General features: G+C 73.5%; 23 protein-coding genes. 10 read left to right on the forward strand and 13 right to left on the reverse strand.

Features of this window, described 5'->3' with window-relative positions:
- Positions 1–435: 435 nt before the first annotated feature.
- Positions 436–1,032 carry a DUF461 domain-containing protein gene (locus tag ACFWIC_RS00360; RefSeq protein WP_329885602.1) on the forward strand — a complete coding sequence of 199 codons (597 nt, stop codon included), beginning with the start codon at positions 436–438 and terminating at the stop codon, positions 1,030–1,032.
- A 127-nt stretch (positions 1,033–1,159) separates the two neighbouring features.
- Here the strand turns inward: ACFWIC_RS00360 and ACFWIC_RS00365 are convergent, their stop codons facing one another.
- Positions 1,160–1,852 (reverse strand): response regulator transcription factor, encoded by a 693-nt coding sequence (locus ACFWIC_RS00365; RefSeq protein WP_327678296.1) that lies wholly within the window; start codon positions 1,850–1,852, stop codon positions 1,160–1,162.
- 2 nt (positions 1,853–1,854) lie between these two features.
- On the reverse strand, positions 1,855–3,129 hold the full coding sequence (locus ACFWIC_RS00370; RefSeq protein WP_329885603.1) for an ATP-binding protein: 1,275 nt from the start codon (positions 3,127–3,129) through the stop codon (positions 1,855–1,857).
- Between the two features lie 306 nt (positions 3,130–3,435).
- Here ACFWIC_RS00370 and phoU point away from each other — a divergent pair, with 306 nt between their 5' ends.
- Positions 3,436–4,119 (forward strand): phosphate signaling complex protein PhoU, encoded by a 684-nt coding sequence (gene phoU / locus ACFWIC_RS00375; RefSeq protein ID WP_329885604.1) that lies wholly within the window; start codon positions 3,436–3,438, stop codon positions 4,117–4,119.
- Positions 4,120–4,619: 500 nt separating this feature from the next.
- Here phoU and ACFWIC_RS00380 read toward each other — a convergent pair whose 3' ends face one another.
- A complete protein-coding gene (locus ACFWIC_RS00380) occupies positions 4,620–5,207 on the reverse strand; it encodes a lytic polysaccharide monooxygenase (protein WP_329885605.1) in 588 nt (195 codons plus the stop codon).
- A gap of 306 nt (positions 5,208–5,513) precedes the next feature.
- The gene (locus ACFWIC_RS00385) at positions 5,514–6,272 is read right to left on the reverse strand and encodes a phosphoglyceromutase (protein ID WP_329885606.1); all 759 of its coding nucleotides are present in this window, start codon (positions 6,270–6,272) and stop codon (positions 5,514–5,516) included.
- A gap of 148 nt (positions 6,273–6,420) precedes the next feature.
- On the opposite strand from ACFWIC_RS00385, the gene ACFWIC_RS00390 reads away from it, so the two are divergent.
- Positions 6,421–7,794 carry an MDR family MFS transporter gene (locus ACFWIC_RS00390; RefSeq protein ID WP_380514534.1) on the forward strand — a complete coding sequence of 458 codons (1,374 nt, stop codon included), beginning with the start codon at positions 6,421–6,423 and terminating at the stop codon, positions 7,792–7,794.
- Between the two features lie 9 nt (positions 7,795–7,803).
- On the opposite strand, the gene ACFWIC_RS00395 is transcribed toward ACFWIC_RS00390, so the two are convergent.
- Positions 7,804–8,376 carry a YbjN domain-containing protein gene (locus ACFWIC_RS00395; RefSeq protein ID WP_329885608.1) on the reverse strand — a complete coding sequence of 191 codons (573 nt, stop codon included), beginning with the start codon at positions 8,374–8,376 and terminating at the stop codon, positions 7,804–7,806.
- A 195-nt stretch (positions 8,377–8,571) separates the two neighbouring features.
- The gene (locus tag ACFWIC_RS00400) at positions 8,572–10,002 is read right to left on the reverse strand and encodes a glycosyltransferase (RefSeq protein WP_329951383.1); all 1,431 of its coding nucleotides are present in this window, start codon (positions 10,000–10,002) and stop codon (positions 8,572–8,574) included.
- Between the two features lie 336 nt (positions 10,003–10,338).
- Here ACFWIC_RS00400 and ACFWIC_RS00405 point away from each other — a divergent pair, with 336 nt between their 5' ends.
- Positions 10,339–11,172 (forward strand): class I SAM-dependent methyltransferase, encoded by an 834-nt coding sequence (locus ACFWIC_RS00405; RefSeq protein WP_380514539.1) that lies wholly within the window; start codon positions 10,339–10,341, stop codon positions 11,170–11,172.
- Positions 11,173–11,410: 238 nt separating this feature from the next.
- Here the strand turns inward: ACFWIC_RS00405 and ACFWIC_RS00410 are convergent, their stop codons facing one another.
- Positions 11,411–11,968 carry an O-acetyl-ADP-ribose deacetylase gene (locus ACFWIC_RS00410; protein WP_329885751.1) on the reverse strand — a complete coding sequence of 186 codons (558 nt, stop codon included), beginning with the start codon at positions 11,966–11,968 and terminating at the stop codon, positions 11,411–11,413.
- Positions 11,969–12,206: 238 nt separating this feature from the next.
- Here ACFWIC_RS00410 and ACFWIC_RS00415 point away from each other — a divergent pair, with 238 nt between their 5' ends.
- A complete protein-coding gene (locus ACFWIC_RS00415; protein ID WP_329951381.1) occupies positions 12,207–13,811 on the forward strand; it encodes a SpoIIE family protein phosphatase in 1,605 nt (534 codons plus the stop codon).
- Between the two features lie 100 nt (positions 13,812–13,911).
- Here ACFWIC_RS00415 and ACFWIC_RS00420 read toward each other — a convergent pair whose 3' ends face one another.
- The 4 genes from ACFWIC_RS00420 to ACFWIC_RS00435 form a co-directional block, all read right to left on the reverse strand.
- Complete coding sequence (locus ACFWIC_RS00420) at positions 13,912–14,262, reverse strand: DUF2516 family protein (RefSeq protein WP_329951380.1); 351 nt, start codon at positions 14,260–14,262, stop codon at positions 13,912–13,914.
- A 134-nt stretch (positions 14,263–14,396) separates the two neighbouring features.
- Entirely contained in the window at positions 14,397–14,915 is a 519-nt protein-coding gene (locus tag ACFWIC_RS00425; RefSeq protein WP_380360417.1) for a hypothetical protein, read from the reverse strand.
- A gap of 20 nt (positions 14,916–14,935) precedes the next feature.
- A complete protein-coding gene (locus ACFWIC_RS00430; protein ID WP_380360415.1) occupies positions 14,936–15,349 on the reverse strand; it encodes a helix-turn-helix domain-containing protein in 414 nt (137 codons plus the stop codon).
- A 149-nt stretch (positions 15,350–15,498) separates the two neighbouring features.
- Entirely contained in the window at positions 15,499–16,662 is a 1,164-nt protein-coding gene (locus ACFWIC_RS00435; protein ID WP_380514544.1) for a MerR family transcriptional regulator, read from the reverse strand.
- A 227-nt stretch (positions 16,663–16,889) separates the two neighbouring features.
- Here ACFWIC_RS00435 and ACFWIC_RS00440 point away from each other — a divergent pair, with 227 nt between their 5' ends.
- Complete coding sequence (locus ACFWIC_RS00440) at positions 16,890–17,423, forward strand: DinB family protein (protein WP_380514547.1); 534 nt, start codon at positions 16,890–16,892, stop codon at positions 17,421–17,423.
- Positions 17,424–17,568: 145 nt separating this feature from the next.
- A complete protein-coding gene (locus ACFWIC_RS00445) occupies positions 17,569–18,195 on the forward strand; it encodes a YceI family protein (RefSeq protein WP_329885617.1) in 627 nt (208 codons plus the stop codon).
- Positions 18,196–18,480: 285 nt separating this feature from the next.
- Here the strand turns inward: ACFWIC_RS00445 and ACFWIC_RS00450 are convergent, their stop codons facing one another.
- On the reverse strand, positions 18,481–19,446 hold the full coding sequence (locus ACFWIC_RS00450; RefSeq protein ID WP_380514549.1) for a LysR family transcriptional regulator: 966 nt from the start codon (positions 19,444–19,446) through the stop codon (positions 18,481–18,483).
- A 137-nt stretch (positions 19,447–19,583) separates the two neighbouring features.
- Between ACFWIC_RS00450 and ACFWIC_RS00455 the strand changes: the two genes are divergently transcribed.
- Positions 19,584–20,933, forward strand: coding sequence for an MFS transporter (locus ACFWIC_RS00455; RefSeq protein WP_380360409.1), 1,350 nt, complete (start codon positions 19,584–19,586; stop codon positions 20,931–20,933).
- A gap of 10 nt (positions 20,934–20,943) precedes the next feature.
- Positions 20,944–21,432 (forward strand): macro domain-containing protein, encoded by a 489-nt coding sequence (locus ACFWIC_RS00460; protein WP_380514552.1) that lies wholly within the window; start codon positions 20,944–20,946, stop codon positions 21,430–21,432.
- Here the strand turns inward: ACFWIC_RS00460 and ACFWIC_RS00465 are convergent.
- Positions 21,417–22,001 (reverse strand): GNAT family N-acetyltransferase, encoded by a 585-nt coding sequence (locus ACFWIC_RS00465; protein WP_329885621.1) that lies wholly within the window; start codon positions 21,999–22,001, stop codon positions 21,417–21,419. The genes ACFWIC_RS00460 and ACFWIC_RS00465 overlap by 16 nt on opposite strands.
- Positions 22,002–22,185: 184 nt before the next feature.
- Here ACFWIC_RS00465 and ACFWIC_RS00470 point away from each other — a divergent pair, with 184 nt between their 5' ends.
- Positions 22,186–23,004 (forward strand): TetR family transcriptional regulator, encoded by an 819-nt coding sequence (locus ACFWIC_RS00470; RefSeq protein ID WP_380360405.1) that lies wholly within the window; start codon positions 22,186–22,188, stop codon positions 23,002–23,004.
- Positions 23,005–23,022 lie beyond the last annotated feature (18 nt).

The following is a 23,022-nucleotide window of genomic DNA, read 5'->3' on the forward strand; positions in this document are numbered from 1 at the left end:
GTGACAGGACCCCTTCCGTGGCTTTCCAGAATAACACGCTTTTCACCGCACCCGAAGGGCGTTTTCGCAGGTCAGGGCCGGTCTCGGGGCTTGACAAGCACCCCCATGACGTGCTGCGACCGGTGTTCGACGCGGGCTTCCCGCAGGTCGGAGGCGGTTCCGACGCTCACCGAAACCTGCCGCAACACTCTCGAAACCGTGATTGGATCTTGAGTTTTCACCGTTTATCGGGCCGTTTCCCGATCGTGATCCGATCTTGGTCCGTTGTTGACCTGAACACGTGGACGTGCGGCCGTACGGACGCCCCTGAACCTTCCGGGGCGCGACACGGGGACCACCCCGTGAGGACGGCATAAGCGAGGTCGATAATCTGAGACCGGATCCACCGACCGAGACCTGACCTACCGACACGTGACCTAGGGAGAAGCCGCCGCCGTGAGCCGCAGCCTTCGACGCGGCAGCATCGCCGCCATCGCCGCCCTCGCCATCGCCTCGTTGTCCTCCTGCGCCGCCGGCAACACGCCGGAGACCCTGGAGATCAAGCCCGACAACGCGGCCGCGACCCTGGGCGCCGACATCCGGCTGAACAACATCGTCGTGGTCACGGGGGACGAGTCCTCCGGCGAGCACACCGGCCCCGCCAATGTGACGGTGAACATCAGCAACACCGGCGCCGAGGCCCTGGAGCTGCAGTCCATCACCGTCGGGAGCGGCGCCACCGCCACCTTCGCGGACGACAAGGGCGCCCCGCTGAGCACCATCGTCGTCCCGCCCGGCGGCGCGGTGCTGCTCGGCGGTCAGGGCAACCCGTCCGCCAAGGTGGCCTCGGCCAGCCTGAGCGTGGGCGGCTACGTGAACACCGCGTTCGCGTTCAAGAACCACGAGAAGCTCGAGACGGAGGCCTCGGTCAGCCCGAACAAGGGCCTGTACCAGGGCTTCGGCCCGACCTCCGCCCCCGGGGCCGTGCCGCCCAAGAAGGCCGCCACCCCGACCGCCCCCGCCTCGGGCAGCCCGTCCGCCGCCCACCACTGAGGCACGGCGCCCGGCCGTACCCGGGCAGGGCAAGGGGAACGCCCCTCCGGCGAGTGCCGGAGGGGCGTTCCCCTTGCCCTGCGGGCGACGGCGCGCACGCCCTCGTCCCGGGGTCCTCCGGGCCGGTTTACGGCTCGAACTTGTAGCCGAGGCCACGGACCGTGACCAGGTAGCGCGGCGCGCCCGGGTCCGGCTCGATCTTCGCCCGCAGACGCTTGACGTGGACGTCCAGCGTCTTGGTGTCGCCGACGTAGTCCGCGCCCCAGACCCGGTCGATCAGCTGCATCCGGGTGAGCACCCGGCCGGCGTTGCGGAGCAGCATCTCCAGCAGGTCGAACTCCTTGAGCGGGAGGTCGACCTTGGCGCCGTCCACCGTCACCACGTGCCGGTCGACGTCCATCCGGACCGGACCGGCCTCCAGCGCGCCGGGGCCGCCGCCGTCGCCCGGGCCCTCGCTCTCGCCGCGGCGCCGCAGCACCGCGCGGATCCGGGCGACCAGCTCACGGGTGGAGTAGGGCTTGGTGACGTAGTCGTCCGCACCTATCTCCAGACCGACGACCTTGTCGATCTCGCTGTCCTTGGCGGTGACCATGATCACCGGCACGTTCGAGCGCACCCGGAGCTGGCGGCAGACCTCGGTACCGGGCAGCCCCGGCAGCATCAGATCGAGCAGGACGAGGTCGGCACCGTTCCGTTCGAACTGCTCCAGCGCGTCGGGGCCGGTGGCGGCGATGGCCACCTCGAAGCCCTCCTTGCGAAGCATGTACGACAGGGCGTCGCTGAACGACTCCTCGTCCTCTACCACCAGTACTCGGGTCACGATCAGGCCTCCGGGGCAAGCTGGGGGGTTGTTTCTGACAGGGGTTCCGCGGGCTTCCCCGTGTGGGGAAACTGGTCCACGGGGGCCTGCCCGGCGGGCAGGCGGAGGGTGAAAGTGGAGCCCTGGCCCTCGACGCTCCACACCGAGACCGTGCCGCCGTGCGAGGCGGCCACGTGCTTGACGATGGAGAGACCGAGGCCGGTGCCACCGGTCTGCCGGGAGCGCGCGGGGTCGACCCGGTAGAACCGTTCGAAGACCCGCTCGCGGTCCTTCTCGGAGATGCCGATGCCCTGGTCGGTCACCGAGATCTCGATCAGTTCGCCGTCGGCCTCGCCGAGCGCCGCCGCACTGGAGATCCGGCGGGTGGCGATCGCGACCCTGGTCCGCGGCGGACTGTAGTTGACGGCGTTCTCGACCAGGTTGCCGAGCGCGGCGGCGAGCTGGCCGCGGTTGCCGTGCAGGTAGAGGCCCGCGATGCCGCCCGCCGCGATCAGGATCTGCTTGGCGGCGGCCTGCTGGCGGCAGCGGTCGATCGCCTCGGCGATCAGCTCGTCCACCGCGACCGGTTCCGGGTCGACCATCAGCCGGTCGTCCTGGACCCGGGACAGGTCGATGATCTCCTGGACCAGGCTGGCCAGCCTGGTGGCCTCGATCTGCATCCGGCCGGCGAAGCGCTGCACCGCCTCGGGGTCGTCGGACGCGTCCGCGACCGCCTCGGAGAGCAGTGAGAGGGCGCCGACCGGGGTCTTGAGCTCGTGGCTGACGTTGGCGACGAAGTCGCGGCGGACGGCCTCCACCCGGCGGCGGTCGGTCTGGTCCTCGACCAGTACCAGGACCAGCCGGGAGCCCAGCGGGGCGACCCGGACCGAGACCGCGAGCGGCTCGGCGGCGCGGGCGGCGCCCGGGCGGGGCAGCTCCATCTCGGCCTGGCGGATCTCGCCGTCCCGGCGGGTGGCACGGGCCAGCGCGAGCAGCTGGTCCACCGCGACCGCACCGCCGCGCACCAGCCCCATGGCGTACGCCGCCGAGCTGGCCTTGACCACCTCGTCGCCCTCGCCCAGCACGATCGCGCAGGACCGCAGCACGGAGAGGACGGTGTCGACCCCCGGGGGGAGCGGGGGTTCCTGCGCGGGGCTGGGCCCCTGATTCCGGTTGGTGCCGCCGTACCTGCCCCTGGCCTGCTCGCGCTCGCTCCAACGGAAAGCGATCGAGGCCGTGAGGCCGACGCCGAGCCCGGCTATGGCGCAGGCAGCGGCGGCGGCCACGTTCACGTCCATACCGCCAGCCTAAGCGCACGGTGCGGCCACTCCCCCAGGGTCGGATCAAGGGATCGGCCGCACGTTGCCGAGAATTCACCTTCAGGTAGCTGCCGGTTCACCGTCCGGGTCGTGCGTGGTCGCCCGGACGGCCGAGAGTTGGCCGGGCAGCCCGTGTGGGGAAGGTGGCGGAGTAGAACAACCGTCCGCCACCCGAGGTGCGCGCGTACGATTCGCGCCACCAGCAGCGGTCACCCGTGCGCCGTACGGCGGTCGTACCGGATGACCGGTCGGCACCGCCACCGACACAGCTACTGAGGAGAGATCATGCGCGACGCGTACCACGAGGAACTCGACTCGATCGGCGACAGCCTGGTCGAGATGGCACGGCTGGTCGGCTCGGCCCTCGGGCGGGCCACCACCGCGCTCCTCGACGCGGACCTGGCCCTGGCGGAGAGCGTGATCGCCGCCGACGAGAAGGTCAACGACCTGCACCACGAGCTGGAGAACCGGGCGATCGACCTGCTCGCCCGCCAGCAGCCCGTCGCCACCGACCTGCGGATCGTCGTCACCTCCCTGCGGATGAGCGCCGACCTGGAGCGCTGCGGCGACCTCGCCCGCCACGTCGCCAAGGTCGCGCGGCTGCGCTACCCGGAGTCGGCGGTCCCGAGCGACCTGCACGCGACGGTCCTGGAGATGGGCCAGCTCGCCCAGCGACTGGTGGCCAAGGCCGGCCTGGTGATCGCCACCAAGAACGTCGACAAGGCGCTGGAGCTGGAGCAGGACGACGACGCGATCGACGCGCTGCACCGCGAGCTGTTCGCGCACCTGATCGACGAGCGCTGGCACCACGGGATCGAGACCGCCGTGGACGTCACCCTGGTCGGCCGCTACTACGAGCGGTTCGCCGACCACGCGGTCTCGGTGGCCAAGCGCGTCGTCTACCTGGTGACCGGTGAGCACGTGGACGAGTTCGTCGCCGCCTCGGAGGCGGCCGCCGGGGCCGAGTGACCCCGGTCGCGGGCGTCCCGCGCCGGGCAGCCCTCACCCCTGCGGGTGAGTAAACCCGGAGCGGGGGTGGTGGGGAAGCACGAATGCGTGGACTCCCCACCACTGCGCGCCCGTTGACGCTCCCTCCGGTCGGCGGCTTCACTCGATGCCGTAGGCACAGAAGTGTGCCCGTCAGAAGGAGGGGCCAGCGCGATGAAGGCAAACCCGACCCGACCGGCACCGGCACCCGACACCATCGAGTCACCCGCACCGAGGCTGTTGCCCGTCCTCGCGGCCGGGTGCGGCTGCAGCGCGGGCTGTGGTTGCGGCTGCCAGTCCGGCGGCCCCTGCCAGTGCGGCGGGGTCGACGGCGGCTGCTGCGGTCACTGAGCCGCACCGACCACCGAGGAGCTCCGGGGTGCACGGCTGCCGTGGGAGACGGCCGTGCACCCCGGCTTCCTCACCACCGGGGCGCCGGCGGGACCTGACGGCCGTCCGGGGCGGTCCGCGCCCCCGGACGGTCAGAACTTGACGTCGGTGCAGGAGTAGAAGGCGTTGCCGGTGTCCGCGATCTCCCAGACCGAGACGACCACGTGGTGGCCGGTCCGGCCGCTCGGCAGGGTCGCGGTGTGGCTGACCGTGCCGGGCACCTGGGCGCCGTTGTACGGGACGGTCAGGAACGGCGTCAGTTCCAGGTTGGCCCGGGTGACCTTCTGCGTGGCGTCGTAGCCGGCCTTGGTCAGGTAGTACTTGAAGTTGGTCGTCGCGTGCCGGGCGGTGAACTTCCAGGTGAAGGTCCGCTGCTGCCCCGCCGACACGGCCGTGGTCGGCCAGCCGCCGCCGCGCGGGTCGTCCAGCTCGGCGAACCGGCTGTTGCCGCCGGCACAGATGGCGCCGTCGGCCGGGCCTCTGCTCGGGAACCCCTTCGTCCCCTCGACGCTCTGCGGCTCCCACTGGATCGCGCCGCAGTTCTTGACCGTGCCGGCCCCGCAGAGCGCGGCGCGGCTGGGCGGGGTGGTGATGTAGCCGTGCGACTGCGCCGGCAGCGCGACCGCGACCGGCACCGCGAGCGCGGCGATCACGGCTCCGACGATATGACGTGTGCGCATGGTGCTCCTCCGTGGGGGTGGATGGAGAGTGCGCCGGACGCAGACGCGCGCGCGTGGGGGTGCGGCGGCCTACGGGGTGAGCCCTTGGCATGCCTGCGCCGGGGCGGTGCTCACACGGTAGGAGCAGCCACCCGGGCCGTCAATGGTCTGAACCACTTTCGCAGCACTCAACACCCCTGCACCCCAAGGGAGTTGAAAGCCCCTGGCGCCGATCCACCGGCGGACCGTACGCCAGAGGGCCCCGCCCCCGATCCCGGGGAACAGGGCCCTCACAGCCCTTCACGGGCCACCGGAGACGCTGCGGGCCTACTTCTTGCCCTGGTTCTTGACCGCCTCGATGGCGGCCGCGGCGGCGTCCGCGTCGAGGTAGCGGCCGCCCTTGACGGTCGGCTTGAAGTCGGCGTCGAGCTCGTAGACGAGCGGGATGCCGGTCGGGATGTTGAGGCCGGCGATGTCCTCGTCGGAGATGCCGTCGAGGTGCTTGACCAGCGCGCGCAGGCTGTTGCCGTGGGCGGTGACCAGGACGGTCTTGCCGGCGGCGAGGTCCGGGACGATGGCGTCGTACCAGTACGGGAGCATCCGGTCGACGACGTCCTTGAGGCACTCGGTGCGCGGACGCAGCTCGCTCGGGATGTCGGCGTAGCGGGCGTCACCGGCCTGCGAGTACTCGGCGCCGTCGGCCAGGACCGGCGGCGGGGTGTCGTACGAGCGGCGCCAGAGCTGGAACTGCTCCTCGCCGAACTCGGCCAGGGTCTGGGCCTTGTCCTTGCCCTGGAGGGCGCCGTAGTGCCGCTCGTTCAGGCGCCAGCTGCGGCTGACCGGGATCCAGTGGCGGTCGGCCTTGTCCAGGGCGATCTGGGAGGTGCGGATCGCGCGGCGCAGCAGCGAGGTGTGCAGCACGTCCGGGAGGTAGCCCTCGGCGGAGAGGAGCTCGCCGCCGCGGGCGGCCTCCTTCTCACCCTTCTCGTTGAGGTCGACGTCGACCCAACCGGTGAACAGGTTCTTCTGGTTCCACTGGCTCTCGCCGTGACGGAGCAGGATAAGTCGGTACGTCGTGTCAGCCATGGCCTCCAGCTTAGTGGAGCCCGGAAAAGCCCCTGGTCGCGGCCTCACCTGATGAGTAATGTGTGCACTGCAGTTGTGACACTTACCGATGTGCTGAGCGGTCCTGCCCGTCCTGCTCAGCGGACGCCGCCTGCCCGGGAGCCCCCACATGCCACACCTGTCCGTCCCCACCCGCGTCGCAAGAGCCGTGACCGAGGCGCTGAGCGGGCTGCCCCGCCAGTTCTGGTGGCTCTGGACGTCCACGCTCATCAACAAGCTGGGCGCCTTCGTCGTCACCTTCCTGGCCCTCTACCTGACGACCGAACGGGGCTACTCGGCGTCGTACGCGGGCCTGGTCGCCTCGCTCTTCGGGCTCGGCTCGGCGATCGCGTCGATCGGCGCAGGGGTGCTGACCGACCGGATAGGCCGGCGGCCGACGCTCGTCGCGGCGCAGCTCGGCACCGCGCTGTTCACCGCGGTGCTCGGCTTCGCCGACGGCCAGGTGGCCATCGCGGTGGTCGCCTTCCTGGTCGGCCTCTGCAACAACGCGACCCGGCCCGCCACCTCCGCGATCATCGCGGACATCGTGCCCGCCGAGGACCGGGTCCGCGCCTACGCCCTGAACTACTGGGCGATCAACATCGGCTTCGGCCTCTCGGCGGCGGCGGCCGGTCTGATCGCCACGCACGGCTACCTCACGCTCTTCGTGCTGGACGCGATCTCCACGCTGATCTGCGCGGTGGTCATCTTCGTCCGGATCCCCGAGACCCGGCCGGACACGCCCGCCGCGCAGGCGGGCAAGCCCGCGATCGGCCTCGGCACGGTGTTCCGGGACGGCCGCTTCATGGCGGTGGTCGGGCTCAACCTGCTGCTCGCCCTGGTCGCCCAGCAGGGCTCGACCATGCTCGCCGTGGACATGGGACGGGCCGGCATCACCGCCACCCAGTACGGCCTGGTGATCGGCCTCAACGGGCTGCTCATCGTGGTGCTCCAGATCCCGCTCACCCGGTGGATGGAGGGCCGCGACCGGACCGCCCTGCTGATCGCCAGTGCGCTGTTCATCGGCTGGGGGTTCGGGCTGACCGCGCTGGCCGGGTCCTCGGCGTGGTTCTACGCCTTCACCGTGGCGGTCTGGACGATCGGCGAGATCCTGAACGCGCCGACCATGATGGGGCTGGTCGCCGAGCTCTCGCCGGCCGAGGCCCGCGGGCGCTACCAGGGCGTCTACTCGCTCTCCTGGTCGCTCGCCTCGTTCCTCGCGCCGGCGGTCGGCGGCGTGCTGCTGGAGCGGGCCGGCAGCGGGGCACTGTGGGGTGCCTGCGCGGCCTGCGGGACGGTCGCGGCGGCCGGGTACGTGCTGCTCGGACGGCGGACGGGCGCGGCGGCGGCGGCTCCGGCGGTGACCGTTCCGGTGGTGACGGCGACCCCGGCCGCGGTGACCGGGGCCGGCACCGAGCCCGAGGTGGTGGCGTCCGGGCGTGCGGCGTCCGGGGCGCTCCGGAAGGCGGACGCCGCACCGGAGCAGGCTCCGACGGGCTGCTGAGCCGGGCCGCTACCCGGCGGCGGGTCCGCCGCCGGGAGCCGGCTCCGCGGCCGGACCGTCAGGAGCCGGGCCCTCGGGGGCCGGACCGGCGAGGTGGGCGAAGGCCGCCAGGTTGCGCGTGGACTCCCCCCGCTTGGTGCGCCACTCCCACTCCCGACGGATCGCGGTCGCGAAGCCCAGCTCCAGCAGCGTGTTGAAGGGCTCGTCGGCGTTCTCCAGCACCGTGCCGAGCAGCCGGTCCACCGTGTCCGGGGTCAGCGCCTCCAGCGGCAGCCGGCCGGCCAGGTAGACGTCGCCCAGCGCGTCGACCGCGTAGGCGACGCCGTACAGGCGGGTGTTCCGCTCCAGCAGCCAGCGGTAGACCGCCTCGTGGTTCTCGTCGGGGCGCCGGACCACGAAGGCGTTCACCGAGAGGGTGTGGTCGCCGACCCGCAGGGCGCAGGTGGTGCTGAGCTTCCGGTTGCCCGGAAGGGTCGCCACCAGCGTGTGGGGATCGGTGGGGGCCGGCTCCCAGGCCACCCCGGCCTCGTCCAGGGCGGCGCGCAGGAGGGTCAGGGCCTCGTCCTTGGTGCGGATTGCCATGAGGGTGACGTTACTCGGCGGTACGGCCGGGCGCAGCAGCACGCCGGCCGGAGTTCCCCGCCGCGCCGCGACCGGACGCGGGCGGCCGGGGTGGGCAGCCCGCCCGGGCAGCCCGGGGCGCGTGGGCCTCCGCAGCCGGCGCCTCCCGCGGTAGCCGGTAGCCGGTGCCCGCGGACCGGCCGGTCGCCGACGCCTTCAGGCCAGCCGCAGCCGGGAGCCCGTGAGCCGCCCGGCCGGGCGGGCCAGGCTGCCGGCGTACACCTCGGCGGTGGTCGCGGCGGCGCTGTCCCAGCCGAACCCGGCCGCGTGCCGGGCCGCCGCGTCCCCCTGCCGGGCCACCAGGCCCGGGTCGGTGACGTACGGCTCCAGCGCGTGCGACCAGGCCCGCGGGTCGTGGCCGTGGACCAGGGTGCCCGTCACGCCGTCCCGCACCGCGACCGGCAGACCGCCCACCGAGGCCGCCACCACCGGCGTGCCACAGGCCTGCGCCTCCAGCGCGACCAGCCCGAACGACTCGCTGTACGAGGGCATCACCAGCGCGGTCGCCGCCCGGTACCACTCGGCGAGCAGTTCCTGTCCCACCGGCGGGTGGAAACGCACCACGTCGCAGATGCCCAGCTGGGCGGCGAGCTTGTGCAGGCTCTCCGGCTTGGCCAGCCCGGTTCCGGACGGGCCGCCGACCACCGGCACCACCAGCCGCTCGCGCAGCTCCGGCCGCCGCTCCAGCAGCGCCGCCACGGCGCGCAGCAGCACGTCGGGCGCCTTCAGCGGTTGGATCCGGCCGGCGAAGAGCAGCACGGCGGCGTCCGCCGGCAGACCGAGCCGGGCCCGGGCCGCCCGCCGGGCGACCACGCCGTCCAGCGCGTCCGACGGGCCGGGGGCACCCACCGCGTTCGGACCGGCCGCCCGGCCCGGGCGGAAGACGTCCAGGTTGACGCCGGGGTGGACCACGGCCAGCTGGTCCGGCCGGGCCGCGTAGAACCGGGCCAGCTCGGCGGCCTCCTCCGTGGTGTTGGCGATCAGCCGGTCGGCCGCCTCCACCACCTGGGTCTCGCCGATCACCCGGGCCGCCGGCTCGGGGGTGTCCCCCTCGGCCAGCGCGGCGTTCTTCACCTTGGCCATGGTGTGCATGGTGTGCACCAGCGGCACGCCCCAGCGCTGGGCGGCGAGCCAGCCGACCTGCCCGGAGAGCCAGTAGTGCGAGTGCACGAGGTCGTAGTGACCGGGGCGGTGTCCGGCCTCGGTGCGGAGCACGCCGTGGGTGAAGGCGCAGAGCTGGGCCGGCAGGTCCTCCTTCACCAGCCCCTCGTACGGACCGGCCGTGACGTGCCGGACCAGCACCCCGGGGGCCAGCTCGACGGTCGGCGCGTCGTCCGAGCAGATCGACCGGGTGAAGACCTCGACCTCGATGTTGAGCTCGGCGAGACGCTTGGCCAGCTCCACGATGTAGACGTTCATGCCGCCCGCGTCACCGGTGCCGGGCTGGTGCAGCGGCGACGTGTGGACGCTGAGCATGGCTATCCGGCGCGGCCGACGCTGCCGGCCCTGGACGAGCGACTGGAGCCGGCCGCGCGCGGGCGGGGCCGGCTGGGCACGGCGAACCGAACGGACGGGGTGCTGGATCACCTGGCTGAAGCCTCCTCTGTGCTGCCCGTCTCTGCAGCCTGCTTGCCTGCTTGCCTGCTGTCCGGCGTGTGTGCTTCCGCGCACGCCGCACCGCCGCGACACCTGCTGCGGCGCGGCTGCGTGCCGGCCCCGTCCGGACACACATCACCACCAGTGTGCCAACCACGTGGTCACCGACCGGCATTCCCGTCTCGCTGCACGAGATGGCCGACAGGACGACGGGCGCACCGGAGCGGCCCGCGGGGGCGGGCGGCCCGGGGTGCGCCGGGCGGCCCGGCCGCGGCCCCGGGCCCGAGCCCCCGGGCCCGCCCGGACGGGCCACGTACGCTGTGGGGCATGGCCGCCTCCTCCTTCGACTCCGTCACCGCGCCCGCCCGCGCACGGGCGGGGCGGCCGGTGGGCACCGTGACGCGCGGCACCACCAACACCAACCGGCTGCGGCGGATGGACCGCTGGATCGCCCACGCCCTCGGGCCCGCGCTGCGCTCCGCCGGCCGCCCGCCGGTGACCGTGGACCTCGGGTACGGGGCGGCGCCCTGGACGGCGGTCGAACTGTCCGGACGGCTGCGCGCCGTCCGGCCGGACGTCCGGGTGATCGGGATCGAGATCGAACCGGACCGGGTGGCCGCCGCCCTTCCGTACGCGGAGCCGCCGCTGCTGACGTTCCGCCGCGGCGGTTTCGAGGTGCCGCTGGACGGCGGCGAACCGGCCCTGCTGATCCGGGCCGCCAACGTGCTGCGCCAGTACGACGAGTCGGCGGTGGCCGGGGTCTGGGAGCGGTTGTGCGCCCGGCTGACGCCGGACGGGCTGCTGGTGGAGGGGACGTGCGACGAGATCGGCCGCCGGCACGTCTGGGTGGCACTCGGCCCGGAGGGGCCCCGCACGGTGACCTTCGCGGCCCGGCTGGGCGGCCTCGGCCAGCCGTCCGACCTGGCCGAACGGCTGCCGAAGGCGCTGATCCACCACAACGTGCCGGGCCGCCCGGTGCACGCCTTCCTCCGGGACTTCGACCGCGCCTGGGCGGCCGCCGCGCCGTACGGGGCGTTCGGCGCGCGGCAGCGGTGGGCGGCCGCCTGCACCGCGCTGGCGGGCGGCTGGCCGCTGGTGGACGCGCGCGGGCGGTGGCGGCAGGGCGAGGTCACGCTGCCCTGGGCGGCGCTGGCGCCGTAGCGCGCCCACCGGGGCCGCCTTCCGGGGAGTCGCCCCGGGAGTCCGCCCGGGCGGGCCCGGCGGAGGGGCGCGGCGGAGCGGGCCCGGCGGAGGGAGTTCGCCGGGGCGGTTCACCGGAGAGGGCCCGTCGGGGCCGGGCGGCGGTGAGCGAGTCGGCGGATTCACTCGAACGAGTTATCGAATATCTCTGGCGTGTTGACGTCCCGTCACGCCACCATGGGGGCACCCGGGCGGGACCTCACTCCCTCCCCGTCGACCCCAGCTCCCGTCCGACGCCCTCGAACACCTCGTACGTCTCCCTCCCGAACAGCACGAACCGCGCCTCCTCCAGTCCGCCGCCGAACCCCGGGTCCGCCGTCACCTCCGCGACGGTGCCGAGCGCGATCCTGGCCGCGTCCGCCGGCGGCCACCCGTACACCCCGGCCGACACGGCCGGGAAGGCCACCGTGCGCGCGCCGAGCTCCACCGCCACCCGGAGCGACTCGCGGTAGCAGGAGGCCAGCAGCTCCGCCCGCTCCCCGTACTCCTCCACGAGATAGACCGGCCCCACGGTGTGGATCACCCAGCGGGCCGGCAGGTCACCGGCCGTCGTCGCCACCGCCTGCCCGGTGCGCAGCCCCCGGCCGTACTGCGAGGCCCGCAGCCTGCGGCACTCCTCCAGGATCTGCGGTCCGCCCTTGCGGTGGATCGCGCCGTCCACGCCACCGCCGCCCAGCAGAGAGGAGTTGGCGGCGTTCACCACCGCGTCCACCTGCTGTTCCGTGATGTCACCCTCGACCAGGGTGATGCGCGTCACCATGCCGTCCCCTTTCTCCGGCCCGTCCCCACACCGCCGGTACGGGCCTCCGCCGATGTACCCGCTCCCATCCAACACACCGCCACCGGCGTGGCGATAGCCACAACGGCGCCGGTCGGCCAGAGAAATCCCCGGAGATCACGTTATGGTCGCGAGAAGTTCCCCGCCGCGGGGTGCCAAGCGGGCACTGCGGACGGACGCCGGCCGTTACGCATTCGGGGAAAAGGAGGATCAGCCGATGCCCGCAACGGGAGACGGGCGGGCACCTGGTGCCGCGGACCTGCCGGGCGCCCTGGACAGCGCCCACGCGAGGTGTGCCCGCGACCGGTCCGCCCACGCCGAGCAGTCGGCCGGCCCGCTCACGGCGACCGCGCCGATACCTCACCCCCGGTCCGACGGCGGCGCCTCCACCGCACGGGCCGGATCCTCCCCCGCCGGAGCCACCACCCGGATCCCCACCGGAGCGGCCACCCGGGTCCCGACCGCGCCCGACGGCGGCAGGGGTGCCCGACGCACCGCCGGAACGGCCCCCGGGAAGCCCCCCTCGCCGGTCCGCTCCCCCGTCGCACCGGCCGCCGCCCCGCTCAAGCTGCTGGTCATCGAGGACGACGCCTCCGACGCCGAACTGCTCAGGGCAGCGGTCGCCGACAGCGGTGCCCCCATCGAGATCCACTGGGCCCGTGGCCTCGACCAGGCCGCCGAACTGCTCGCCCCCGCCCCGTCCGGCAGCCGGCGCAGCCGACCGCGCGGCAACGACTTCAGCTGCGTCCTGCTCGACCTCGACGCCCCCGCCGACCTGCCCCACCCCTCGGACCCGTCCGACGGTCTGGAGGGCCTGCACGAACTGCTCCGCCGGGCCCCGCACACCGCCGTCGTGGTGCTCACCGACGCCGCCGGCGCGGAGCTGGGCGCGGCGGCCGTGGCCGCCGGCGCCCAGGACTTCCTGATCAAGAACGAGACGAACGGCCCGCTGCTGGCCCGGGCCCTGCGGTACGCGGTCGAGCGCAAGCGCGCCGACGAGTCCCAGCGCCGCCTGGTCGAGGCCGAACTGCGCGGCCAGGAGAACGCCCGCCTCCAGCGCCACCTGCTGCCCACCCCGCTGCTGGACGGCGCCAACCTCTCCTTCACCCGGCGCTACCGCCCCGGCCGCCGCCGAGCCCTGCTCGGCGGCGACTTCTACGACGCGGTGCGCACCGACGACGGCGCCGTCCACGTGGTGATCGGCGACGTCTGCGGCCACGGGCCCGACGAGGCCGCCCTCGGGGTGGCGCTCCGGATAGCGTGGCGCACCCTGGTCTTCGCCGGGCTCACCGGCGAGGCCCTGCTCAGCACGCTCCAGCACGTGCTGGAGCACGAGCGCCGCAGCGACGAGATCTTCGCGACGCTCTGCATGCTGGTCATCGAACCCGGCGACCCCGGGACCCCCGGCGCCGCCGAGGGCGCCAGGCTCTACCTCGCCGGCCACCCCGCGCCGCTGCTGCTCGGCGCGGACCACACGCCGCTCACCCTGCCGTCCGACCACGCCGGCCCCGCCCTCGGTCTGCTCCCCTGCCACGACGGCCAGGCCGTCTGGCCGTCGCACCGGTTCGAGCTCCCCTCCGGCTGGCGGCTGATGCTCTACACGGACGGACTGATCGAGGGCCGCGTCGGCGCCGGATCCCGCCGCCTCGGCCAGGACGGACTGGCCGACCTGGTCGGCGACCACCAGTCCGCCGGGCTGACCAGGGGCCGGCTGGTCGACAGCGCGATCGCCGAGGTCGAGGAGCTGAACGGCGGCGCGTTGACGGACGACGTCGCGGTGCTGCTGCTGGAACGCAACCCGGTGCAGCTGATCCTGGGCTGAGGCGCGCGCCCGCCGTGCACGGACACCCGGACGACGACGAGCCCCGGCCCCCGCGGGTGGACCCGCGGGGGCCGGGGCTCGGACACTCCGTGCCGGGCGGCTACCAGGGCCCGTAGGGCCCCATGTTGCGCCGGTCGCCCCGGTCGCCACGGTCGGTCAGCGCCCGGATCGCCGGGCGGACGTCCACCACGTAGACGATCGCCGCGACCAGGCCCGCCAGGGTGAGGAAGCTGGTCAGGAAGTCCGCCCCGAAGAGCAGGTCCAGCCCGAACGCGATGCCGAGGACGGCCAGCCAGAACCCCTTGGTCTTCTTGTCCGCCGCCCGGTAGGAGTCCTCCGGACGGGTCGCCGCGTCGATCAACGCGTACAGCTTGTAGCCCAGGATGGCGACGGCCAGCCACCAGAACGGATTCAGGTAGTCCAAGACCAGGATCTGGCCCACTCCGGCCATCACGGCCTCCTCTGCATCTCGACTGCGGCACCCCTGCCGCCCATCCTGGCACGGTGAGCCACCCGCCAGGGGGTCAACGTCCCCGCATCACCGGGGCGCGCCCCGACCCGGCCCGCCACTGCTCCCGCTCCGCCCTACTCCGCGGACTTACGGGCGCGGCCGCTCTTCCTGGGGGCGGGCACGTCCTCCTCGACGAGCTCGGCCTCGATCGGCTCGACGTCGATCGGCTCGACGGCCGCCGTCCCGGCCTCGACGGTCGCGTCACCGTCGGCGTCGGTCCGGCCGCGGTCGACCACGACCTTGCCGCGCTCGGCCAGCTCGTCGTAGGTCTCCTTGGCCTTCACCGCCAACTCGACGGCGCGGCCCACCTGCTGGAGCGCGAACGTCTGGGCCTTCTCCTGCAGCACCTTGAGGTCGGAGGGCAGGGTGGTGACCGAGCCGGTGACCTTGGCCTGGGCCTCGACCAGCCGGGCCTGGGCCTCGGCCAGCCTGGCGGTGGCCTTCTCCTGCGCGCCCCTGGGGTCCGCCGCGAGTGCCTCCACCTTGCCCGGCACTTCGCGGAGCTTCTCGTAGGCGAGGTCCCCGGCGCCGGCGAGGGCGTAGAGCGGGGTCGGGTCGGTCAGGGTCTTCTTGATGTCGTCCGTGATCGGCATGGCCGGTCCTCCCGTGGTGTTCAGGGCGTCTTGCCCTCGTCCTCGTCCGTACGCTCGTCCGTACGCTCGTCCGCACCGGGTCGCCCGTCGGCGGCGTTCTCCTTGAGAAAGGCGTCGTAGACCGCGAGCAGCGCCTGCTTCTGCTGCTCGCTGATCAGTGGATCGGCCAGGATCGAGGCCCGCAGCTCCAGCCCCTCACCGCGCCGCTCCTCCAGGATCCCGGCCTGGACGTAGAGCGTCTCCGCCGAGATCCGCAGCGCCTTGGCGATCTGCTGCAGGATCTCCGCGCTCGGCTTGCGCAACCCTCGCTCGATCTGGCTGAGGTACGGATTGGACACGCCGGCGACCTCCGCCAACTGCCGCAGCGAGTACTGCGCGTTCCGCCGCTGCTCGCGGATGTACTCGCCCAGCGAGCCGACGTTCAGTGAGGCCATGCGACCACCCTGCCCCACCCTGCTTGCAAATGCAAGCGAAGTGCTAGCACCAGCAAACGCGCGGTTCCGCCCCGCCGGCGACGACCGGACACCCGGCCGGGCTCCTCGGTGACCCAGCCGCCGAGGAGCCGCCGGTCAGGTCCGGCAGGTCAGGCCGGGAGGCGGACGGGCATCAGGATCGAGAAGGTCCCGGGGTGGCCGGGGGTCCGGATGGCGAGCGGCGCCACGGGGCCGCCGAGTTCGAGGACGAGCTGACCGGGACCGGCGTCCGGGAGGGCCTCCAGGAGGAAGTCCCGGTTGACCGCCACCCGGACGGACTCCGGGACCCGCTCCGCGTCGGGGGCCGCGACGGTGAGCCGGCCGTCGGCGTCGAGCGTGAGAACGGCGACCTCGCAGTCGGCGCCGTGCGGGCCGGACGGCAGGCTGCCGGTGGCCGCGGACCGGACGGCGTCACGGAGTTCGGCGGCGGACAGGTCCACCCGGTGGACGGGGTCGAGTCGGGCCAGCGCACGGTAGTCGGGGTAGTCGTGGCCGAGGGTGGCCCCCTCGATGCGGTGGCCCCCGGTCTCGACCCGGACGGAGCCGTCGCCGAGCGCCAGTTCCGCCCGCTCGGCACCCGAGCCCAGCAGCGCGCGGACGGCGTCGACCAGGGCGGTGGGGACGATCACGGCGACGGACGCACCGGCGGCGGCAGGGACGTCGGGGGCATCGGGGGCTGCGGGGGCTGCGGGGGCGGCCGGGGCGTCGGCCACCCGGTCGGCGGTCACGGGCAGTTCGGCGAGCGCCATCCGGTAACGGTCGGTGGCGACCAGCCGCAGCAGGCCGCCGTCCAGGTCGAACAGCACGCCCGCCAGGACCGGAAGTTCGGGGTCACTGCCCACAGCGAAGCGGACCGCGTCCAGGGCGTCGGCCAGCTCCCGGGCGGGAACGGTGAAGCGGTGCTCGATCGTGGTGACGGTCATGGGACTCTCCCTCTGGTCGATCAGTCGGCGGATCAGGGAGAGCTCCCGGCGGGCGTCGGCGAGGCCGTCCTCCAGCCGGCCGAGGTGCGCGTCGAGCACCCGGTGGGCGACTGCGGCGCCCGGGGCCGCGCCGAGGACGGCCCGGATGTCGGCCAGCGGCAGGCCCACCCGTCGGAGCCGGGCGAGCAGCCGGGCGTCGGCGAGCTGTCCGGGCGCGTACCAGCGGTAGCCGGTCCGGGGATCGACCCAGGCCGGGGCGAGCACGACGGCGCCGTCGTAGAAGCGCAGCGCGCTCACGCTCAGGCCGCTGTCACGGGCCAGCTCACCGATGCTTCGCAGGTCGCTCTCCATGTCGGGGACTCTGGGGGCTCGACCAGGTCGAGGGTCAAGTCGCGGGGGTGGGCAACGCGGCCGGAGGCGTTCCTCCGCTCGCACGTCCGAGGTCCGACGATACCGATGCGGCACTCGACGAACCGGCCTCGAACCCCGCCCCGAGGAGGACAGGATCTGACCTAGTTGGCCGATACCTTCAGTACTACCGAAGCGGGAACACCCCACCGACGAGAGGCCTGCCGACCATGCCCACCCTGGTGAACGCCGAGACCGACGAGCGCAACGCCCTCCTCTCCTTCGTCGCCGCGCAGCGCGGCGGCCTGCGCCGGGCCGTCCTCGGACTGACCGAGGAGCAGGCCGCCACCCGGCCGAGCGCCAGCGCCCTCTCGCTGGCCGAGCTGGTCAAGCACGCGGCGATCTGCGAGCGCGAGTGGGTGGTCGGCATCCTGCTGGACCGCGCGGAGGGTCGGCACGACTACCGGGAGAGCTCCTTCGCGCTGACCGAGGGCGAGACCCTGGCCGACTGGCTGGAGCGGTACGCGGAGGTGGCCGCGGAGACCGAGCGGATCATCGAGGAGCTGCCGAACCTGGAGGTGGACGCGCCGCTGCCGGAGGCGCCGTGGTTCCCGGCCGGCTCGCGGCGCACCGCGCGCTGGGTGCTGCTGCACCTGATCGAGGAGACGGCGCGGCACGCCGGGCACGCCGACATCATCCGCGAGTCACTGGACGGCCGGACCGCTTTCGAGCTGGTCGGCGAGGAGCTGGCGCAGGTCGACTGACGACCTCCACCCGACCGCGACGGCCCGGCCCGGACACTCCGGGCGAGGGCCGTCGCGCCATTGGTTGAACTTTGAACGAAACGGGTCTATGGTGGAGCCATCAAGTTGAAGCCTAAACAACTGGCTTCGAACCCGAGGAGGAGCCATGGGCCTGTTCAACCGCAACAAGACCGCCACCACCGCGACCACCGGCACCGCGACCGCCGTCGTCGACGCACCCACCGGGCCGGACCTCGGCCACCTCAGCGGCGACTGGGCGATCGACACCACCCACAGCGAGATCGGCTTCTCCGTCCGCCACGCGATGGTCACCAACGTCAAGGGCCGCTTCACCGAGTACGACGGCAAGCTGCACCTGGACGGCACCACGCCGGTCAACTCCAGCGCCGAGCTGGTGATCAAGGTCGCGAGCATCGACACCAACCAGACCCAGCGCGACGAGCACCTCCGCACCGGCGACTTCTTCGCCGCCGAGACCTACCCCGAGATGCGCTTCCGCAGCACCTCCGCCGAGCGGGTGCGCAACGACACCTACCGGATGACCGGCGAGCTCACGATCAAGGACACCACCCGCCCGATCGTCCTGGACCTGGACTTCACCGGCACCGCCACCGACGCCTACGGCGCCGAGCGGGTCGGCTTCGAGGGCTCGGCCGTCCTCGACCGCACCGACTGGGGCCTGACCTACAACGCCGCGCTGGAGACCGGCGGCGTGCTGATCGGCGAGAAGGTCAAGCTCAGCTTCGACATCTCCGCAGTGAAGGCGGCCTGACCCGGCCGACCTCGGCCACGGGCCCTGTGCCCCGCATGCCGCGGGCGCGCCCTTCGGCTCCCCCGGCCGACCGCGCGCCCGCATCCGCCTCACCCCTGCCGACCCCCGAGCGGCAGGGGCGAGGTCGTACTCGGCCACAACAACAGCCGCTTACGGCGTGATTCCTGTCGGGCGCCCGGTTCGCACACGGATTTGACGGCCGGATCCGGCCACGCCGAGGCCCCGCCCGAGTCCGGCCCACCCCGCCCGCCGCACCCTGCCGCCCGGCTCGGGTCCGCTCGGCGCTCAGACGGCCAGCAGCGCGCCGTCCGCCGCGGGCAGCCAGCTGCCCGCCGGCCGACGCAACCACTGTTCACGCGCGCCGAGTTCGACCGCAGCCGCACGCAACGCGACCAGCCCGGGGTGCCGCAGGTCCGGGCGGTGCACCAGGCTCACCAGACTGAGCGGCACCGGATCCACCAGCGGCACGTTCACCGCTCCCGGGATCAACGGGCCGCCGACGGTGGTCAGCATCGGATCGCCGTGCCGGGCGAGGTAGCGGGCTGTCTCGTCCACGCCGACCGGCGGGACGTACGGCGCGGCCGGGGTCAGGCCGTGCTCGCGCAGCAGCCGGACTCCGAGATCGGCCCACTCGGTGGTGGCCGGGTTGCCCGCGCACACGTCCACCGGGTGCCCGGCCAGGTCGGCGAGACGCAGCGCCGGCCGGCCGGCGAGTACGTGCCCGGCCTTCATCATCACCGACACCCGCTCCAACCGGACCGGCACCTGCGCGAGTTGGGCCCGCACCCCGGCCGGCAGGCCGGCGAACCGGCCGAACGAGACGTCCAGCCGGTGGGCGAGCAGCTCGGCCGAGGCCGCCGCGAGACCACCGTGGAAGCGTGCCAGGAGTTCGCCGTCCGGCCGGGCCGCGCGGGCCCGTTCGAGCAACCGGCCGCCGGTGAGGTCGGGTCCGGTGACGTCGCTGTTGAGGTCGAGCAGCAGCGGGCGGTGGGCGGCACCGCTCAGGATCTCGTCGTGCAGGGCCAGCAGACGGCGCGCCCGGGGCAGCAACCCGAGCCCGGCCGGGGTGAGTTCGACGCTCCGCGTGGTCCGGGTGAACAGCGCGTCGCCGAGCAGCCGCTCCAGCGCGCGCACATCCCGGCTGAGCGCCTGCTGGGCCACGTGCAGGCGCTCGGCGGCCCGGCCGAAGTGCAGCGTCTCGGCGGTCGCCACGAAGCCTCGGAGCAGGCGGGGGTGCAGGTCACGGGACATGGCGGCAGGCTAGCAACGAGGTCGGGCCGGGTCGATCGACAGCATTCTGTTGTCAGTGCGGCGAAACAGGTGTTGGACCACGACCGGTCGCCGGACCGAGGCTGGGTCCCTCCCCCCTCCTCTCCCCGCGGAGTCCCATGCTCGCCTCGTACCGCCGGCTGTTCACCCGGCCCGGCACCGCCGCGTTCACCCTCGCCGGGCTGCTCGGCCGGCTCTCGATGTCGATGACCGGCGTCTCCCTCGTGGTGCTGCTCGCCGACCGGCGCGGTTCGTACGCGCTGGCGGGCACCGTCGCGGCGGCCGGGCTGGCCACCGGGGCGATCGGCATGCCGCTGCTCGGACGGCTGGTCGACCGGTACGGGCAGTCACGGGTGGCGGTGCCGGCCGCCCTGTACAACGCGCTGCCGTTCACCGGACTGCTGCTGCTCGTCCGGTTCGAAGCGCCCGACTGGACGCTCTACGCGTGCTGGGCGGCCTGCGCGGCCGCACCCAATCTGGGCGGCATGGCGCGGGCCCGCTGGGCACACCTGTACCGGGACGACCCGGCCGCACGGCATCTGGCCAACTCCTTCGAACAGGCGCTGGACGAGCTCTGCTTCATGGCCGGACCGGTGCTCGGCATGGTGCTCTGCACCGCGTTCGCGCCGGAGGCCGGGATGCTGACCGCCGGAGCGTTCGGCACCGGCGGCGCCCTGCTCTTCGCGGCCCAGCGGCGCACCGAACCGCCCCTGGCGGAGCGGGCGGCGGGCGAGCGGCACGGCTCGCCGCTCCGGGCGCCGGGGCTGCGGGTGCTGGTGCTGACCTTCCTCGCCACGGGCGTGATCTTCGGCTCGCTGGAACTGACCACCGTCGCGTACGCCGACGCCCTGGGCCGACGGCCGGTGGCCGGGGTGCTGCTGGGGCTGGTGGCCGCCGGGTCCTGCGTGGCCGGGCTGGCGTTCGGGACCCTCCGCCCGCGCCGGGCACCGGGTGTCCGCTTTCTGTGGGGCGTCGCCGCGATGGCCGGACTGCTGCTCCTGCCGCTGGCCGCGGGGCTCGGCGGGGCCGGGCTCGCACTGCTCGGGGCGGCGCTCTTCGTCGCCGGGACGGGTACCGCGCCGACCATGGTCACCGGGATGACCCTCATCCAGGAGCTGCTGCCGCAGAGGCAGTTGAACGAGGCGATGGCGATCGCGGTGTCCGGGATCCTGGTCGGGATCTCGGCCGGCTCCTCGCTGGCGGGCGTGGTCGCGGAGCAGGCCGGACCGGGGGCCGGCTTCTGGCTCCCGGCCGGGGCCGCCTCACTCGCCCTGCTGATCGCCCTGGCCGGGCGGCGCCACCTGGGGGTGGCGGGGGTGGCGGCGCCTGCGGACGCCGCTCCGGAGACCGCAGCGGTGACGGCCCCGGAAGCGTCGGAAGCGCCGACGGCCTCGGGGAAGTCGGGGGCTTCGAGGGCTTCGAGGGCTTCGGACGAAACTGCCGCGCGTTCCGTCAGTGGCGCGTACTAACGTTCGAATCATGACAACGGAGAGCGCCGTCCGGTACGTCCGTGGCGATGCCACGGCTCCCCGGGACCAGGGCGTGAAGGTCATCGCGCACGTGTGCAACGACCTGGGCGGCTGGGGAAGGGGGTTCGTCCTGGCGCTCTCGCGCCGGTGGCCGGAGCCGGAGCGGGCCTTCCGCCGCTGGCACCGGGAGCGCGCGGGGAACGACTTCGGCCTGGGCGCCGTGCAGTTCGTCCGGGTCGACGAGTCCCTCTGGGTGGCCAACATGGTGGGACAGCACGGCATCCGCACGGCCCGCTCGACCGCGGTGCCGGTGCGGTACGAGGCGATCGACACGGCGCTGACCGCGCTCGGCGGGCACGCGGCCGGGCTGGGGGCATCGGTCCACATGCCGCGGATCGGGTGCGGGCCGGCCGGCGGCCGGTGGGAGCTGGTGGAGCCGCTGGTGACGGCCCGCCTGACGGACCGGGGGATACCGGTGACGGTCTACGACCGCGACTGACCGGTGGCGGCGTCCGCCCCGGCCGGACGGTCCCCGACCTCGGTCCGGTGCACCCGGGCCGGCCAGGTGTACTCGTACTCGGGCAGCCGGTAGCCGCCGGGGAAGACACCCTCGCCGGTCGCCGTGCGCCGACCCCCGGCGCGCTCGTAGAACGCGACCGCCCGCGTGTTGGCGGTCAGCACCTCCAGGTAGAGGTCGGCGCCCGGGTGGCGGGTGGCGACGTGGGCGAGCGCCGCGTCCATCAGCTCGCGGCCGATGCCGCCGCCGGTGAGCCCGGGGCGGACGTGCAGGTTGTCGAGCAGCACCCGGCCGTCCGGCTGGGGGACGAGGTAGGCGAACCCGACGACCACGTCGGCCCGTTCGGCGACCAGCAGCTCGGGGGTGACCTCCGGATCGCCGTAGTCGACGGTGAGCCGCAGCGCCCAGATCTCGCGCCGTTCGGCGGCCAGCCCGTCACCGAGCGCCGGCGCCGGGACGATACCGGCGTAGGCGGTCCGCCAGCTGGCGGCGTGCAGCCCGGCCACGGCCTCGGCGTCGCGTCCGGTGCCCCGGCGAATGGTGGTGATCATGTGACGAGCTTGCCACACCCTCCGTGTTGAACATGTTCAATCTCTGCCGCTACAGTCACGACATGCTTTTGAACGCGTTCGAAAGACAAGGCGGCGAAGCGACGGCACCGGATGCGCAGGGGGCATCCGGTGCCGCCCGCACCGACACCGCCTGGGACTGACCGATCGGGCTAGGCTCGGGCCCGTGGACGACCTGGCAGCGACGAACGGTACGAACGGGACCAGCGGCACCAGCGGAACGGACGGCGCCGAGGGCGCCGGGCCGAACTCCGCGGCGCCGTCGGCCGAGGCGCGCGGCAGCCGCGCCCAGCCGAAGACCGACAAGAGCGAGCAGACCCGGGCCCTGATCCTGGAGACGGCCATGCGGCTGTTCCAGGAGCGCGGATACGAGAAGACCACGATGCGGGCGATCGCCACCGAGGCGGGCGTCTCGGTCGGCAACGCGTACTACTACTTCTCGGCGAAGGAATTCCTGATCCAGGGGTTCTACGACCGCATGACGTACGACCACGCCGCGGACGCCAGGAACCGCATGGCCCACACCCGGGAGTTCTCGGAGCGGCTGGAGATCGCGCTGACCTCCTGGCTCGACACGGCCGCCCCGTACCACGAGTTCGCGGCGCAGTTCTTCCGCACCGCCGCCGACCCGACGAGCTCGCTCAGCCCGTTCTCCAACGAGTCCCACCCGGCCCGCGCCACCGCCGTGGCACTGTTCCGCGAGGTGTTGGAGGGCTCCGACCTGGCGCCCAAGCTGGACACCGAGCTGGTGGAGCTGCTGCCCGACGTCCTGTGGCTGCACCTCATGGTCGTGGTGCTCTACTGGGTGTTCGACAGGACGCCCGACACCGAGCGCACCCGGGAGTTCGTCCGGCGGTCGACGCCCATGGCCGCACGCGTCATCAACCTCTCGCGCTACCGGGTGTTCCGCCCGATCGTCCGCGACGCCAAGGGCCTGATCCAGGACTTCATCCTGCCCACCATCGGCAGGACGGCGGTCAAGTAGTCGCCGACGGCTCCGGCA

Origin of the sequence: Kitasatospora sp. NPDC127035 (assembly GCF_042726075.1) — a bacterium.
Taxonomy (GTDB): Bacteria; Actinomycetota; Actinomycetes; order Streptomycetales; family Streptomycetaceae; genus Kitasatospora.

Bases quoted from the DNA above. Each gene is read 5' to 3' on its own strand.
- ACFWIC_RS00460 (WP_380514552.1), top strand. From the start codon at position 20,944: ATGACAACGGAGAGCGCCGTCCGGTACGTCCGTGGCGATGCCACGGCT.
- ACFWIC_RS00385 (WP_329885606.1), bottom strand. From the start codon at position 6,272: ATGGCTGACACGACGTACCGACTTATCCTGCTCCGTCACGGCGAGAGC.
- ACFWIC_RS00415 (WP_329951381.1), top strand. From the start codon at position 12,207: ATGCCCGCAACGGGAGACGGGCGGGCACCTGGTGCCGCGGACCTGCCG.
- ACFWIC_RS00390 (WP_380514534.1), top strand. From the start codon at position 6,421: ATGCCACACCTGTCCGTCCCCACCCGCGTCGCAAGAGCCGTGACCGAG.
- ACFWIC_RS00440 (WP_380514547.1), top strand. From the start codon at position 16,890: ATGCCCACCCTGGTGAACGCCGAGACCGACGAGCGCAACGCCCTCCTC.
- ACFWIC_RS00405 (WP_380514539.1), top strand. From the start codon at position 10,339: ATGGCCGCCTCCTCCTTCGACTCCGTCACCGCGCCCGCCCGCGCACGG.
- ACFWIC_RS00380 (WP_329885605.1), bottom strand. From the start codon at position 5,207: ATGCGCACACGTCATATCGTCGGAGCCGTGATCGCCGCGCTCGCGGTG.
- ACFWIC_RS00450 (WP_380514549.1), bottom strand. From the start codon at position 19,446: ATGTCCCGTGACCTGCACCCCCGCCTGCTCCGAGGCTTCGTGGCGACC.
- ACFWIC_RS00435 (WP_380514544.1), bottom strand. From the start codon at position 16,662: ATGGAGAGCGACCTGCGAAGCATCGGTGAGCTGGCCCGTGACAGCGGC.
- ACFWIC_RS00420 (WP_329951380.1), bottom strand. From the start codon at position 14,262: ATGGCCGGAGTGGGCCAGATCCTGGTCTTGGACTACCTGAATCCGTTC.
- ACFWIC_RS00445 (WP_329885617.1), top strand. From the start codon at position 17,569: ATGGGCCTGTTCAACCGCAACAAGACCGCCACCACCGCGACCACCGGC.
- ACFWIC_RS00395 (WP_329885608.1), bottom strand. From the start codon at position 8,376: ATGGCAATCCGCACCAAGGACGAGGCCCTGACCCTCCTGCGCGCCGCC.
- phoU (WP_329885604.1), top strand. From the start codon at position 3,436: ATGCGCGACGCGTACCACGAGGAACTCGACTCGATCGGCGACAGCCTG.
- ACFWIC_RS00425 (WP_380360417.1), bottom strand. From the start codon at position 14,915: ATGCCGATCACGGACGACATCAAGAAGACCCTGACCGACCCGACCCCG.
- ACFWIC_RS00430 (WP_380360415.1), bottom strand. From the start codon at position 15,349: ATGGCCTCACTGAACGTCGGCTCGCTGGGCGAGTACATCCGCGAGCAG.
- ACFWIC_RS00370 (WP_329885603.1), bottom strand. From the start codon at position 3,129: ATGGACGTGAACGTGGCCGCCGCCGCTGCCTGCGCCATAGCCGGGCTC.
- ACFWIC_RS00455 (WP_380360409.1), top strand. From the start codon at position 19,584: ATGCTCGCCTCGTACCGCCGGCTGTTCACCCGGCCCGGCACCGCCGCG.
- ACFWIC_RS00465 (WP_329885621.1), bottom strand. From the start codon at position 22,001: ATGATCACCACCATTCGCCGGGGCACCGGACGCGACGCCGAGGCCGTG.